The sequence below is a fragment of the Bradyrhizobium sp. BWC-3-1 genome (genome assembly GCF_032917965.1).
In the GTDB taxonomy this organism is placed as follows: Bacteria; Pseudomonadota; Alphaproteobacteria; order Rhizobiales; family Xanthobacteraceae; genus Bradyrhizobium; species Bradyrhizobium canariense_D.
The window spans coordinates 1781041-1794938 of sequence record NZ_CP136625.1; the positions used below are offsets into that span (position 1 = coordinate 1781041).

The 13898-nt window shown below is 61.5% G+C and carries 15 protein-coding genes and 2 pseudogenes; 11 read left to right on the forward strand and 6 right to left on the reverse strand.

Annotation, left to right across the window (positions count from 1 at the left end; translation table 11 throughout):
* Nucleotides 1-3: 3 nt before the first annotated feature.
* The 4 genes and pseudogenes from RX329_RS08610 to RX329_RS08625 form a co-directional block, all read right to left on the reverse strand.
* A complete protein-coding gene (locus RX329_RS08610) occupies nt 4-180 on the reverse strand; it encodes a hypothetical protein (protein ID WP_317245640.1) in 177 nt (58 codons plus the stop codon).
* A complete protein-coding gene (locus RX329_RS08615; protein WP_317245641.1) occupies nt 180-1499 on the reverse strand; it encodes a hypothetical protein in 1320 nt (439 codons plus the stop codon). The genes RX329_RS08610 and RX329_RS08615 overlap by 1 nt, the downstream gene beginning before the upstream one ends.
* A 179-nt stretch (nt 1500-1678) precedes the next feature.
* Nucleotides 1679-1912: pseudogene (locus RX329_RS08620) on the reverse strand (IS110 family transposase); the annotation flags it as partial.
* Between the two features lie 129 nt (nt 1913-2041).
* Entirely contained in the window at nt 2042-2791 is a 750-nt protein-coding gene (locus RX329_RS08625; RefSeq protein WP_317245642.1) for a molybdate ABC transporter substrate-binding protein, read from the reverse strand.
* Nucleotides 2792-4058: 1267 nt separating this feature from the next.
* Between RX329_RS08625 and RX329_RS08630 the strand changes: the two genes are divergently transcribed.
* Genes RX329_RS08630 through RX329_RS08660 form a run of 7 tightly spaced genes read left to right on the forward strand, consistent with a single transcriptional unit; the run spans nt 4059 to nt 10842 of the window.
* A complete protein-coding gene (locus RX329_RS08630; protein ID WP_317245643.1) occupies nt 4059-4607 on the forward strand; it encodes a heme NO-binding domain-containing protein in 549 nt (182 codons plus the stop codon).
* Nucleotides 4608-4610: 3 nt separating this feature from the next.
* Complete coding sequence (locus tag RX329_RS08635; protein WP_317245644.1) at nt 4611-6776, forward strand: response regulator; 2166 nt, start codon at nt 4611-4613, stop codon at nt 6774-6776.
* Nucleotides 6773-7150, forward strand: a complete 378-nt coding sequence (locus RX329_RS08640) for a response regulator (RefSeq protein ID WP_317245645.1) — start codon at nt 6773-6775, stop codon at nt 7148-7150. The genes RX329_RS08635 and RX329_RS08640 overlap by 4 nt, the downstream gene beginning before the upstream one ends.
* Nucleotides 7147-8340 carry a fused response regulator/phosphatase gene (locus RX329_RS08645; protein WP_317245646.1) on the forward strand — a complete coding sequence of 398 codons (1194 nt, stop codon included), beginning with the start codon at nt 7147-7149 and terminating at the stop codon, nt 8338-8340. The genes RX329_RS08640 and RX329_RS08645 overlap by 4 nt, the downstream gene beginning before the upstream one ends.
* Before the next feature lie 5 nt (nt 8341-8345).
* Nucleotides 8346-8792, forward strand: coding sequence for an ATP-binding protein (locus RX329_RS08650; protein WP_317245647.1), 447 nt, complete (start codon nt 8346-8348; stop codon nt 8790-8792).
* Nucleotides 8789-9148, forward strand: coding sequence for an STAS domain-containing protein (locus tag RX329_RS08655; protein WP_247276057.1), 360 nt, complete (start codon nt 8789-8791; stop codon nt 9146-9148). The genes RX329_RS08650 and RX329_RS08655 overlap by 4 nt, the downstream gene beginning before the upstream one ends.
* A complete protein-coding gene (locus RX329_RS08660) occupies nt 9145-10842 on the forward strand; it encodes a uracil-xanthine permease family protein (RefSeq protein ID WP_317245648.1) in 1698 nt (565 codons plus the stop codon). Before RX329_RS08655 ends, RX329_RS08660 begins: the two co-directional genes overlap by 4 nt.
* A 165-nt stretch (nt 10843-11007) precedes the next feature.
* On the opposite strand, the pseudogene RX329_RS41860 reads toward RX329_RS08660, so the two are convergent.
* A pseudogene (locus RX329_RS41860) lies at nt 11008-11253 on the reverse strand (MOSC domain-containing protein); the annotation flags it as partial.
* Between RX329_RS41860 and RX329_RS08665 the strand changes: the two are divergent.
* Nucleotides 11197-11403, forward strand: a complete 207-nt coding sequence (locus tag RX329_RS08665; RefSeq protein ID WP_317245649.1) for a hypothetical protein — start codon at nt 11197-11199, stop codon at nt 11401-11403. The pseudogene RX329_RS41860 and the gene RX329_RS08665 overlap by 57 nt on opposite strands.
* 46 nt (nt 11404-11449) lie before the next feature.
* The gene (locus RX329_RS08670) at nt 11450-12013 is read left to right on the forward strand and encodes an HlyD family efflux transporter periplasmic adaptor subunit (RefSeq protein WP_317245650.1); all 564 of its coding nucleotides are present in this window, start codon (nt 11450-11452) and stop codon (nt 12011-12013) included.
* Here RX329_RS08670 and RX329_RS08675 read toward each other — a convergent pair.
* The gene (locus RX329_RS08675; protein WP_317245651.1) at nt 11926-12420 is read right to left on the reverse strand and encodes a hypothetical protein; all 495 of its coding nucleotides are present in this window, start codon (nt 12418-12420) and stop codon (nt 11926-11928) included. The two genes, RX329_RS08670 and RX329_RS08675, sit on opposite strands and share 88 nt — an antisense overlap.
* 227 nt (nt 12421-12647) lie before the next feature.
* On the opposite strand from RX329_RS08675, the gene RX329_RS08680 reads away from it, so the two are divergent.
* Both RX329_RS08680 and RX329_RS08685 read left to right on the forward strand, forming a co-directional pair.
* The gene (locus RX329_RS08680) at nt 12648-13136 is read left to right on the forward strand and encodes a hypothetical protein (RefSeq protein WP_317245652.1); all 489 of its coding nucleotides are present in this window, start codon (nt 12648-12650) and stop codon (nt 13134-13136) included.
* A 49-nt stretch (nt 13137-13185) separates the two neighbouring features.
* Complete coding sequence (locus tag RX329_RS08685; protein ID WP_317245653.1) at nt 13186-13743, forward strand: dihydrofolate reductase family protein; 558 nt, start codon at nt 13186-13188, stop codon at nt 13741-13743.
* Nucleotides 13744-13898 lie beyond the last annotated feature (155 nt).

The following is a 13898-nucleotide window of genomic DNA, read 5'->3' on the forward strand; positions in this document are numbered from 1 at the left end:
AATCTAGTCGGGATAGACGCCGCCTGCTTCCTTGAACGCCCTGAGCAGTGCATCGCTCCACAAGGCCATCGCCGCGGTTTTTTCCGGAATCCGCTGTGCCTGGAAGTACCAGCGTTTGCCGGTCTGTCCGACGCGGTCGAGCTCGTTCCTGCGGTCGCCCGCGATCTCATGGCCGATCATCAGCGATGCGGTGCCGGGGGAAGTCCGGTCTCGTCGAGGATATAGTCCCCCATCGTGGAGCGGATGATGTGCATGGAGAACGGAGGGATTCCGCGCAACACGTCCCGATGATTGCCCTCGCGCAGGCCGCGCATGTTGCGCAGATGATTGGCCAGTGCGGATCCGGAGACGGCGATGTCGCCGGCCTCGGACTGCATCACGCGCGAGGCGAACACCCACTTGCTCTTTCGATTCCAGATGCCGGCGCGCTCGGCCGCCCGCGTCCAATCGCGCTTGCAGCAATCGGCGATGTGCAGCCCGAGCTGCGGAATGGGTAGCGTGAAGGGATTTTGCGCCTTCATGACTTCGGGCTGCCATGTCGCGAGGCCCCAGCCGGGCTCGCCGCGCGGGTCGGAGTAGTCGAGATCCTCCTGGGCGATCCACGTGCCGGAGCCCCGCCGGTGGCCGGTCAAGGCGTCCCACCACAGCCCCCAACGCACACCTGGCGAGATGCGCTCGTTGCCGCTGCGCGAGGCGCAGAAGCGTTCGTGCTCTGCCAGCAGCATGCCGAGCTGCTCCACCTTGAAATCGTCCTTTTTCTTCGCCCGCGCCTTGTCGCGCACGACCTTCTTTTCGATCTCTTCCTTGGTTCGACGGCGCCGCTCCGCGAGAAGCCACCATTTGCGCCCGGCAAGGCCGCACTCCTTGCGCCTGAAGGCCGCCGCCCAATTCAGAGCCGCTTGGCCGTATGCGCGGAACTTGCGGTAAGCGTCGTAGCCGTATTCCTCGTGCAGCGCTTCCTGCACCTCTTCGAGCCAGTTCTCGTCGAGGGAAGCGAGCAGGCGCGTCTCGTGCTTTTCCACCTCCTTGCGGCCGAAGATCTGGCGGACGTCGCTCTGGGTTTCCGCCGACGGGTAGATCGGGCGGCCGGAGGAATCCTCGCGCATCCCCGCGATGTGGGCCTTGTATTCATCGGCCAGTCTGCCCCAGGTCCAGCCCGCCGGCGTCTCGGCCGCGATCGTGGGATTGCCCATCCTGGCCCATTCGCGCTTGGCGGCTTCGCGCGCCTCGCGCAACCCAAGGATCCGTTCCCCTGCGGCGCTGCCCCGTTTGCGGCGCTGCGGGACCTTGCCCGCGGTCGCGGCCGGCATGGCGTCGCCGATCTTCAGCGTCCGTTCGCGCGTCTTGACCAGCCATGACGCCGAGTGCCCGCGGACCCGCAGCACCAGGTACGGCTGCAGCTTGTCGCAGACGTCATGGATTCCCTCTTGCCCGTCCAGCGCGCGCTTGAGGGCCGTCTTGACGACCTCGGGCGTGAGGTCGAGCCGTACGGACGACATTTTCCGTTCCTTTCCCAGGCAAGGAACGGGAAGGTACCACTGCCGTACCATCGAAGTCCAAGAAATCGGCCGCCGGACATGGGGGCTGGAGCGGTCTGGCGCGAGATTTACCCATTTTTTGCTGCCAAACCGCCGTACGCGCGCCCAGAACCACAAGAGGCGGGTAATCATAATCCTTAGGCCGGAGGCATCAGACGCACCGTATGCCCCAACGCCTGCAGCTCGCGAGACCAATGGTGCGACGAAGCGCAAGCCTCGATCGCGACTAGGCACGGCGGCAACTTCTCGAAGAAGGACAGCACGAAACGGCGCTTGAGCTGACGGCGTATGATCACCTGGCCGGCTGCATCGACCCCATGTACTTGGAACACCGACTTCGCGATGTCCAGACCAATCGTTGCAACTGACTGCATAGGCTGCTCCTCCGAATCGTGGGAGCCTTAAACGGCGCCCAGTCTTTGGCACTCTCGTGCCCGTGGAGGAGCCGCCCACAGCATCACAAGCGAATATCACCTGATGCGCACTTACCCAGTCGATCTGCATCATGGATGATTCGGGTCCATGCCGTTCTTCCTGAATACGGGAGCGGCGGCGGGCGCGGACAAAAACGCTTGCAGTGCTTTGGCGGGCTCTGCATTCGACCTGAAGGGGATACCACTGGAGTAAACTGTGACATTCTGGATTTCTGCCGGCAGCGGCCCTAGAAAATCGATGCCCGCTTCGTGGACCAACTCGCTCACTTGCTGGAAACCGAGTTCGGCTTCGCCGTTCACAAGATATTGGGCAACGCGCACGCCGGGTGCCGTCTGCTTCGACTTGTCCTTCATCTGGTCGCCTATCCCAAGATGGTCGAACAGGCGCTGGACATAGACGCCACTTGGACCCGTCGAATATGCAACTGCCCCAGCGGAAAGCAGCGCCTTCTTAACCGCCTCGCCGGAACTGATGTCTGGCCTGCGCGAACCGGCCTTTACCGCCAGGCCGATACCGGAACTGGCGATGTCAACGCGGCTCCCCGGCATCATCTTGCCGCCCCTGACGAACGCATCAATGTCCGGTGCGCCGACGATAACGAGATCGAAAGCTTCACCCGCGGCTATGCGCTTTCTTATATCTGCGGAGCCAGTCCATGTTGCCGCCACCTTGTTGCCGGAGGTGCTTTCGAATTGCGGGACAAGCTCGAGAAAGGCTTCTTTGACGGCTCCCGCGGCAAGCATTCTGATTTCGGCCGCCTGGACCACATGGACCATCAACAGGCTGCAGGCCGCGACGGCGATAAGGCGAGCTTTCATGTTGGATCTCCGGCGAGGGCGAACTGCCAAATTACGTTCTTTCCAGTCCGATACCAAACGTCCGCTGTGGGTCAAAACCGGCGGTGGACCTGCACGACGGCCAACGTCCGACTACTATCGGACAGCCGACATGGAACGGCTCAGGGCAATACCCCGCTCTAGACAGGAACGCTGTCGCAACTGATGTCCGCATTGTTTGAACCGAGGACGCGACAGCGGACCCCATAGATTCCTCTGTGCTCAAGGAACCGCTGCGGTTTAGGAAACTCTCGCTACCGCCGTTCAGCATCCACTACTTCGCACACTCGAGAGGTCTGGCCTGCTCGCAGAGGACCTCGACTACCACGTCGTCCGCGTCTCGATGGTGATCATGTTCTTCTTCTTCGGCTAACAGAAGTGCTTTCCGTACGAATGCGAGCGACTGGGTCCTTCATCAACAACGGGTGGCTCGGCGTCCTCACTGCTCTGGGCGCGACCGGCCTTCATCGCGACGGTCACAATCATTCCGTTTACGCCCGAAGGCTGGGACGTCGCCGCAGGAGGCGTCCCTGCGATGACAGGCAATGTGCCCTTCCTGACAGGACGTCGTTCTGCTTGTGGTCTCGCTCTACCTGTTTGAGACAGGATGTGATCGCCTGACGCGGCAATAAGGTTGTACAAGTCGATGGCGATGCATCGCCGGCGCGCTTCAACTGGCCAGTGATTGCGCATGCAATAATGTCAGTCTTTCGGCAGCTAGGCTACTGAGAGCGGCGGTTCCGCCGTTCGCTTCGGCCCAGCGGCTAGGCGCTGCTCCAGGTCGGCCGCCCCGCGGGACGCTAGTCAGAGGCCCTCAATCTCGGCTAGACTACGTCGATGGGAAGATCGGGAGGAAGCGATGGCTTGTCGTCCTGCATTTTCGCTCCGGGGCCGCGGCGTGAATTTTGTCGGCCGGCGCAAGTTGCATATCCGCAGCGGTTTGGGCGGTGGACACATAGCAACATTGCCCGACCCGCGATTGCATAAGGCACATCTAAATTCAAGCGAAGCCTCGCGCTGGTCCAGCCGATTTCGGCAACGTCAGGAAGACACAATCGGTTCAGGGCTTCATGCGTTCGAGGCATTCGGCGACATGTCAGCCGTTCGCCGCCATGTACTAAGGCGACCCGCGACGAACCAAGAGCCGGCCTAGCGTCCAGGGCCCGCTGTTGAGGGCCGCACGCGCGACTGTTGAAATGAGAGCGCTGCTAAGCGGACCAGTTCACGTTTTGAGCACAAAGGAGAAACAATGAAAGGGGTTGTGTTCAATTTGCTCGAAGCCGTCGTCCGGCGCGATTACGGTGACGATGCGTGGGAAGCGCTTCTCGATGCGGCCGGCACCGACGGCGCGTATAGCTCGCTTGGCAACTACCCCGACGAGGAGTTGGTGAAACTGGTTGGCGCGGCGTCATCGGCGCTCAAGATGCCCGCCGATGACGTTGTTCGCTGGTTCGGCCGAAACGCCCTGCCGCTTCTTGCGAAAACGCATCCGCATTTTTTCACCGCTCATAAATCGACACGCCCATTTCTTCTTACTCTGAACGACGTTATCCACGCCGAGGTTCGCAAACTGTATCCCGGAGCGGACGTGCCCGTGTTCACCTACGACACCTCCTCCTCGGACTTTCTGCTGATGCACTACAGGTCGCACCGCAAGCTCTGTGCGCTCGCGGAGGGTTTCATCCAGGCAACCGCCGCCTACTATGCCGAAGAGCTTTCGCTGGACCAACTGGAATGCATGAATCGAGGAGACGACAAGTGCGTGCTGCGCGTGTCCGTCAAGAAAGCGAGGGGCTGACGTATGGAGAGCCTCAATGATGCCGACGTCCAACTTACCCGGCTGAAGAAGCGGTTAGATCGGGAGCAACGGGCGCGAGCTGAAAGCGAGGCGATTGCCGAGAAGGCCCTAAGCGAGCTGTACACGAAGAAGAAGGAAATCGAACTTCTTCAGCTGATAACAGTTGCCGCGAATGAGGCTTCGACGGTGGACGAAGCCATGCGAACCGCCCTCGACGCGGTGTGCGCCCACAGTCGTTGGCCGGTCGGGCACGTTCATATCAAGGACGCAGCGGGGGCGCTTGTATCGACGAGCCTGTGGCATCTCGATGATCCCGAACGATACGAAACGTTCCGCGAAGCCAGCGAGGCCACGACGTTTGCACCAGGCGCCGGCTTGCCGGGTCGCGTTCTCGATGAGAGGAAACCTGCGTGGATTGTCGACGTGACCAAGGACGCCAATTTCCCCCGGTCGAAGGCAGCACAAGACACTGGTCTGAGAGCCGGTTTCGCCTTTCCGGTGCTGATCGGGGAAGAGGTCGCCGCCGTCATGGAGTTTTTCTCCAGAGAGCCTGCCGAGCCGGATGTTGCGGTACTCACGATCATGGCCCATGTGGGCAGTCAGCTCGGACGCGTCATCGAGCGCCGTCGTGCCGAAGACGCGCTCAAGCTTGCAAGTCAGCATAAGTCCCAGTTTCTCGCCAACATGTCGCACGAACTGCGTACGCCGTTGAACGCGATCATCGGCATTACCGAGATGCTGCAGGAGGATGCGCGCGATTCCAACCGCGAGGACGAGTTCGAGCCGCTCGACCGCGTTGTCCGCGCGGCCCGCCACCTGCTGGCGCTCATCAACGATATTCTCGATTTGTCCAAGATCGAGGCCGGAAAAATGGACCTTCATGTGGTGTCGTTCGCGATCGCGCCTGTCGTCGAGGACGTGGTCAATACGGTCGCGACGCTCGTTGCCAAGAACCAGAACTCCCTGAGCCTCGAGTGTCCTCCCGAGATCGGGTTCATGTGTGCGGACCAGACTCGAATCCGCCAGGCACTGCTCAATCTCGTCAGCAACGCGGCAAAATTCACCGAGAACGGCACGATCACGATCAACGCCGATCGTACGGCTGCAGACGCCGGCGAGTGGATTGTCATCTCGGTGTCCGACACCGGCATAGGCCTGACAGCCGAGCAGAAGGGACGGTTGTTTCAGGACTTCGTACAGGCTGATGCGTCGACCACCCGCAGGTACGGAGGCACCGGGCTCGGGCTGGCGATCAGCCGGCGCTTCTGCCAGATGATGGGGGGGGACATCACCGTCGAGAGCGAGCCCGGGCGGGGCTCGACATTCACGATCCGCTTGCCGGCTGACGGTACGTCGTCACAGGCGCCGGTGCTGCCCAAAAGTTGTCCGCCGACGCGCGCCACAGATTTTCATCGAGCACCGCTCATTCTGGTTATCGACGACGATGATTCGGTACGGAAGGTGACAACACACTTTCTCGCGCGCGAAGGCTTTGCCGTGATGACGGCAAGCGGCGGACAGGAGGGGCTCCGGCTCGCGCGCGAACTGCAGCCGGCGGCGATCACCTTGGACATCACGATGCCCGATCTCGATGGCTGGACTGTACTTGCCGCGATCAAGGGCGACCCCGCAACGGCGGGCATTCCGGTTGTCCTGATGACGATCGTGGACGAGAAGAACCGCGGCTATTCGCTGGGCGCTGCTGATTACATGGTGAAACCGGTCGATTGGAGCGGATTAGCCGGCGTGCTGCGCAGCATATGCAAGTCGGCCGGGCGGGACGTGCTGATCGTTGATGATGACGACACGATGCGATCCGGTTTGCGGCGCGCGCTCCATGAAGAGGGCTGGCAGGTGACGGAGGCCGAGAACGGGCGTGTCGCACTGGCGCGCCTTGCCGAGTCGCCGCCCGACGTGATCGTGGTCGATCTCATGATGCCCGAAATGGACGGTTTCGAGCTGCTCGACGCGCTGCGGAGCAGCGGCGCATGGCGCGATATCCCGGTCCTGGTTCTTACCGCCAAGGACCTGACGGACGACGACCGCGCGCGCCTGAACGGCGGAATCGCTATCCTTCAGAAGCGCGATCGGCAGGAGCTGCTGGGCGAAGTCCTCGACGTTCTTGACCGATGCATCGAGCGCCGCCGCGAGAGTGTCGCCGTACCATGACCAGGGTCCTTTATGTGGAAGATAACGAAGACAACGTCTATGTGTTGCAGAGCCGGCTGACACGCAAAGGCTACACCGTCTTGATCGCCTCCGACGGAGCGAAGGGCTTGTCCATGGCCGCAACAGAACAGCCGGAAATCATCCTGATGGATCTGAGCTTGCCGGTACTCGATGGCTGGGAAGCAACACGCCGCATCAAGGCCGGCGAAGCGACCCGGCACATTCCCGTGATCGCACTTACCGCCCACGCCATGACCGGGGACAGGGAAGAGGCGCTGGCCGCCGGCTGCGACGACTTCGATACCAAGCCGGTGGAGATCGCCCGGTTGATCGAGAAGATCCAGGCGCTGGTCGGGAAAGGCCGCGTGTCATGACCGCCGCCGGGGCCGCTCTCCTGGTCGTCGACGATAATGAGGACAACCGATACACGCTGACGCGCCGTCTCAACCGCGAGGGCTATGAGAACCTCACAATGGCAAGCAACGGGCGGGAGGCGCTGGACAAGATGAAGGCGCAACCTTTCGATCTCGTCCTGCTGGACATCATGATGCCCGACATGAACGGCTATGAGGTCCTCGAACAGGTGAAGACCACGCCGACGCTGCGCGACATTCCAATCATCATGATCTCGTCTCTCGACGAAATCGAGAGCGTCATCCGCTGCATCGAGCTCGGCGCTGAGGATTACCTGAGCAAGCCGTTCAATCCGACGCTGCTCCGTGCGCGGCTCGGTGCATCGCTCGAAAAGAAGCGTCTGCGGGACGAGGTTCGCAGGAACATGATGCGGCTGGCGCAGGAGCTGCAGGCCGCGCGCGAGTTGCAGCTTGCCATGTTGCCGCGGCAGTTCCCGACCTGCTCGCCCTCGCACCCGATCGCCGTTCACGCTGTCATGGAGCCGGCAAGGGAAGTCGGCGGAGACCTGTATGACTGCTTCTATGCCGGCGATCACACATTCTGCTTCCTGGTCGGCGACGTCTGCGGCAAGGGTGCTTCCGCGGCGATGTTCATGGCGCGCGCCCGCAGTCTCGTGCGCATCATCGTCGCTCTCTGGCGGGAATGGCGCACCGATGACAACGATCCGGGAGCCCTGCTGGAGGCCGTCAACCGCGAGTTGTGCCAAGACAACGACGATTGCATGTTCGTAACGATGTTTCTGGGCCTGGTCGACACCCGCAGCGGACTCGTGTCGTTCGTGAATGCCGGCCATCCCCGGCCCCATCTGGTTTCGAGCACCGGCGAGACGAAGCAGATCGATTCGAAGTCGTCGTTGCCGCTTGGCGTCCGGCGCGAAGCTCGGTTTCAGAGGCAAACGCTTCAAATTCTTCCTGGCGATGCGCTGTTCGTGTGCTCGGATGGCGTGTTCGAAGCGGTAAACGACAAAGGAGACCTGTTCTCCATTGAGCGCTTGGGGCAGCTCTTGCGCCGGGCCAATGCGGCCGAGCCGCAGGAGATGGTTCGCATTGTCAGGGACGCCGTTGATGCTTTCATGGGGAATGCTTCAAGAACGGACGATCTGACGGCACTGGCGCTGCGGTGGCGGCCCGCCGAGCGCTCCATCGTGTGATGCCCATGCCGCATGCAGTCGATGTCCGAATCCGAAATGATGATTCTGATATTGGTATCGTTCGCGACACGCTGGATAATCTCGCCCGCGAGTTCGGCATCCCGGCTCGCGCCTTGACGCAATTGCAGGTGGCCCTCGACGAGGTCGTCACTAACGTGATCAAATATTCCTGGGACGACGGGGAGCAGCACGAGTTCCTTGTCCGAATCACGGTGCAACCCGACAGGGTGGATCTGGAGATTTTCGACGACGGCAGGGAGTTCGATCCGGTGACAGCACTCCTCCCGAACCATGAGCCCCGGGGGCGGCGACCTCGGGCCGGGGGCCTCGGCATTCGTATGATCAGGAAACTGGTCGATCGTTTCCGCTACGAGCGCTTTGATGGGTGCAATCACACCACGTTGAGCAAGACATGCGAGGTCGACGCGGCAGTCCAAAGGAGTGAGAAATGAATGCGCTCAGTATCGGCCAGACGCGCGCCGGCAGCGTCTGCATTGTGACACTTTCGGGTCGCATCGACAGCACGAGCGCCGGCGATGTGATGGCCGAGCTCACGCGCCTGATCTCTTCCGGCGAAAAGTCGATCCTGGTAGACTTGGGCGCTGTGCTGTACCTTACCAGCGCCGCTTTCCGCGCCCTCTTGGTCGCAACCGATGAAGCCGAGCGCAAGGCGGCGAAACTTGCGCTGTGCAATCTTGCGGGGCACGTCCGCGAGCTGTTCGAAATGGGCGGACTGCTCGACGTCTTCGCGATTCACGGTTCGCGCGAGGAGGCGCTGAATCAGCTTGCCGGGCCGCGCACGCCATGACCCGTCCGCCGGGGCTGCTTTACGCCGTCGATGATCATCCGCCATGGGCGATTTTGATCGTCTCGGCATTGCAGCATATCGGGCTCATGGCGATCACGCTGATCTTTCCAATCATAATCGCGCGGGAGGCGAACCTCTCTGGAACACAGTTTCTCGACCTGGTCTCGCTATCGATGCTTGGACTTGGCGCAGCTACCATATGCCTGTGCATTCGATCGAGATACATCGGATCCGGCTATCTTTGTGGGGCCGCCTATACGGCTATCTTTCTCGGCCCCTCACTATTCGCGCTGCGGCAGGGTGGTCTTGCGCTGGTTTTCGGGATGACGGTTATTGGTGGGTTCGTACAGGTCGCCCTAGCGCCGCTGCTCCATCGACTGCGAGCTCTGCTGCCTTCTGAAATCGCCGGCCTCGTGATTGCCGTGGTCGGCCTCACTCTGGCGACGCTCGGCGTGCGCTATGGGCTGGGCATCAATGCGCAGCAACAGAACATCAACCCCGATTATATGATTGTGGCCGGCGTATCGCTTGTCACCATGACGGTGCTGAACATCTGGTCGAAAGGTTATGGCAAGATGTTCTGCGTGCTGATCGGGATGATGGTCGGCTATGCCGTAAGCGCCGGCATCGGGATATTCGATCTAGCCAGCATCGTCCCGGAGGGAGGACTGAGCATTGTACGCTTGCCGCGGTTTCAGCATGTGGGCTGGTCGTTCGATCCGGTGCTGGTCGGCCCTTTTATGATTGCATCGCTGGCCGCCACGCTCCGCGCGATGGGCGACGTGTCGAATGCGCAGCGCATCAACGATGCCGACTGGTTGCGCCCCCATTTCGGATCGCTCGCGGGCGGCGTATCGGCCAACGGCGTGGCTGTCATATTTTGCGGGCTGGTCGGCAGTTGCGGCATCAACACGTACAGCTCGTCTATTGGATTGTCTGGCGCGACCGGCGTGACCAGCCGCAGTGTCGGCTATGCGATCGGGTTCGGATTCTGCGTGCTTGCCTTCGTTCCGCCGGTGGCCGTGGTGCTGGCCGCGATGCCGCTGCCAGTGATGGGCGCTGCGCTGTTTTTCACGGCCGCCTTCGTATTTACCAGTGGCTTGCAGATGATCACGGCGCGCATGCTCGACGCTCGCAAGACCCTGGTCATTGGTTTCTCCTTTGCAATGGCTGTTGTCGCTGACCTCTATCACGAGGCGCTCACGGAAGTACCGATTGTTCTGCAGCCGATCTTCGGAAACGCGCTGGTCTTGGGGACGGTCAGTGCCGTCGTGCTCAACCTCATCATGCGTATTGGCGTGCGTCAGCAGGTTTCCATCAAACTGGCACCCGGCGGTATCAATCGCGAGGCAGTGGAACGGTTTCTGTCGGAGCAAGGTGCGCGCTGGGCAGCGCGGCGGGACATCATGCAGCGGGCAATCTTCGGCGTGATCCAGGTCCTCGAAGTGATTGGTGATCCGCCCGGCGGCATCGAGGTCGAAGCGAGCTTCGATGAATTCAACCTCGATGTGCGAATCCGCTATGTCGGCGCGCCACTGACCATTCCAGAGCGCAAGCCCACGCCGAGGGAGATCGTCGCGAGCGAGCACGGCGAGCGGCTGCTTGCCGGCTATCTCCTCCGTCAAAGCGCCGACAGCATCAGCGCACAGGGAACCGGTGGGTCTGTCGAGATGATACTGCACTACGACCACTGAGACGGAACGCCGGCTAAGGCCCTCAGCCGACCTCGCTATGCCGAGCACCCCACATTTGAATGGAGGGCCCGTTTCCGCCGACGAGAGCACCTGCCGTTTCAGGCCGGCTTGGAAGCGGTCGATGAGGACACACGGCGTCCGGAGACCGGTCAGCTCGAGGATGGCCGTGGGCCCCAGCTCGATAAGGGTGCCGAGCGGCATCCGCTCCAGGTCCAAGCCAGTCGTTGTGATATTCTCGCCCAGGTCACCCGCCGCGACCTTGAAGCCAGCATCCGAGAGGGATGCAAAGAGCTCGGCCGGGATGAGGTAGACCTGCCGGAAATTGGGTAGGCGGGGCTGGCGGCGGGCGAGATAATGATGCCGGACAAACGGGCCTGCATGTGCGTCGCCTTCGACGCCATGGCCTTCCACCAGGACTATGCGGTCAAGGGCCGCTTTGCTGAAGTGGTGCCTGCGATCGGCGGCGACTGCGACACAGTGCCCTCCAGAGAACGCGCGTGCTCCGACGGCATCAGGCGGCCCGGGCGAGCGGGCGTTTCTTCTGGCGTAGGTAACGTGTGATCTTCGGAAGCGCCATAGTGTTTAGGACCCGGTCGGCGGGGAGGAGTTGCGCGAGACCGAGGCGGAGCTGGATGACGGGGACGAGCAGATTCGCGCCGCTCAGGATGTGGTTGATCGGATCGATGTCCGTTCGCCGGTCCAAGGTATTGTGGTGAAGAACAACTTCCATACACCGGGCGGCGTCGTCTCTCCTGGTGCCGTGATCCTTGAGCTCCTGCCAATTGGCGACGAGCGCATCATCGAGGCACATGTGAATCCCAAGGACATTTCGCATGTGAGCGTTGGCCAGGAGGCGCTGGTGCGGCTGTCGGCACTCAACCAGCGCATCACGCCGATGGTTGGTGCGAGCGTCATCTACGTGTCAGCGGACGCCTTGGCGGAGCAAGTGCAGGCGAAGACCGAAACCCGTCCCGACGGTGACACGCGTCGGGAATTCTATGTTGTTCGGGTGCGCCTGGACCAGGACGATGTTCTCAGGCGAATGCCTGAATTCATCCCGACGCCCGGGATGCCCGCGGACGTTTACATCAAGACGGGAGAGCGTACCTTTTTCGAGTACATCATGAAGCCGATTCTCGACAGCTTCTCCCGCGCGTTCCGCGAGACGTGATAGGCGACAAAGGAAATTGCCGATCCACGGCCGGCCTGTAGCACCGGCTCGCCCGTGTCAGCGACCGGCGCCGCCCTCGCAAAAGTATCCGCACTGCTCGCGTCGAGCGGATCCGACACGTCGCTGGTCGGATTGGTCAGAGCGGCAGCCATCGTGCTAAGCACCGGCTCGCCCGTGTCAGCGACCGGCGCCGCACTCGCAAGAACATCCGTATCGATCAGCTTCAGCAATTGCTGGCGCTCCGGACCGCCGGCGCCGCTACGCAGGAATTGGCCGATATCCATATAGGAGACTTGGCCCCCTGAGCTGATGTTGGGCTGGTGTTTCACGGGCGTATTCGTCCGCGGATCTCGCGTCAGCGCCCAGACGTCACCATTGCTGCTTTCGTAGAGAACTCGCTCGGTCATACCGACCAATCGAACGGACGATCATCCGTTCCAGATTGTCCGAAGGCAGGTCCGAGCATCTGTGTCGATCCGGCAACTGCCATCAACACGGTCACGGGTTGGATGGACGGCTCAGGGGCGGGGCCATCGAATGGACTTTCGATCTGGCAGCGGGCACCCTCTCGTTTACCCATCCACTTGGGTGTAGAGTGCACACCAGTAAGATTGCACATCAGTAGGAGGGCGTGATGAAAACTGCCTTTCTTTCAACCCTGATCCTTGCACTTTCGACAAGCGCCGGCTTCGCACAACAGCCCGCGCAGTGCCGAAACTTCGAGGCTACAATTGCGCTTCAGATGACTAAAGAAGGTTGCTCAAGCGAGATCGACCTTTGCACTGTCGGAACAGTCATGAGCAACGAGCCCGCTCTAAGCGGCGCAACGTGGTTTTTCACGGCGCACGGAATCGCCGAAATAGCGGGACTGCCTTCGTTGCCCAAAACACTGCAATGTTACGCGGGAACGGTGCTAGTCACGGCAAAAGGGGGAACATTCACGACCAGCACTGCTGGCGTGTACGAAACCGAGTCGCCGGCCTTCAGCCAACTGGATAAGATCGTCAAGGGAACCGATCGATTTAGCAACTCTAGCGGTCGCCTCATTTTCCTCACCGGCATTGGTCGGCAAGGCGGCGGATTTGATACGCACGCTCGCGGCGAGTTGTGCGTGAACGAGTAACCAGCCCGGTGCCCTACATGTTTTCGAGCGGATGGAGTAGGCTCGTCGCATGGGACTATTGACCTTCAGCATAAACGCCACCCTGGACGGCCGCGTCGACCATGAGGAGGGAATCGCCGACGATGAGACCCACGCGTTCTTCACCCGCCTTATGGACGAGGGCGGGGCGATGCTGTGGGGCCGCATTACCTACGAGATGATGGAGAGCTACTGGCCGGCGGTCGCTCGTGGCGACATGGAGGCGCCCCCAGCGATACGCGATTGGGCGGTCAAGCTGGATGCCAAACCGAAGTACGTGGTGTCGTCGACGCGAACGGACTTCCCGTGGGCCAACAGCCACCACATCGCCGACGACCTGCGAACAGGCGTACAGAGGCTCAAGGACGTGACTCCCGCCGGCGTGCTCCTCGGAAGCGGCAAACTCGCTACCGAGCTGGACCGGCTGGATCTAATCGACGAATATCAGCTCCTCGTCCATCCCAGGATCGCCGGCCACGGCCCGACCCTGTACCAGGGTGGGCTGCCCAGTGCGCGACGGCTCAAGCTGGTCTCGGCGAAGCCGCTCCGTAGCGGCGCGGTCGCTATGCACTATCGACGGGAGCGCTGACTCGGAGCAGCCTCAACGCGTCCAGGGTCCGCTGTTGGCCCAAGGCTCCGGCTGAGGTCCACCGCGGCCCCTCAGCGAACATGGGCAGCTGAGGCCATGGCCACACTGCCCATGAGCTTATCGCCGATCAATTGCACTGCTTGGCCCTTAGCCGT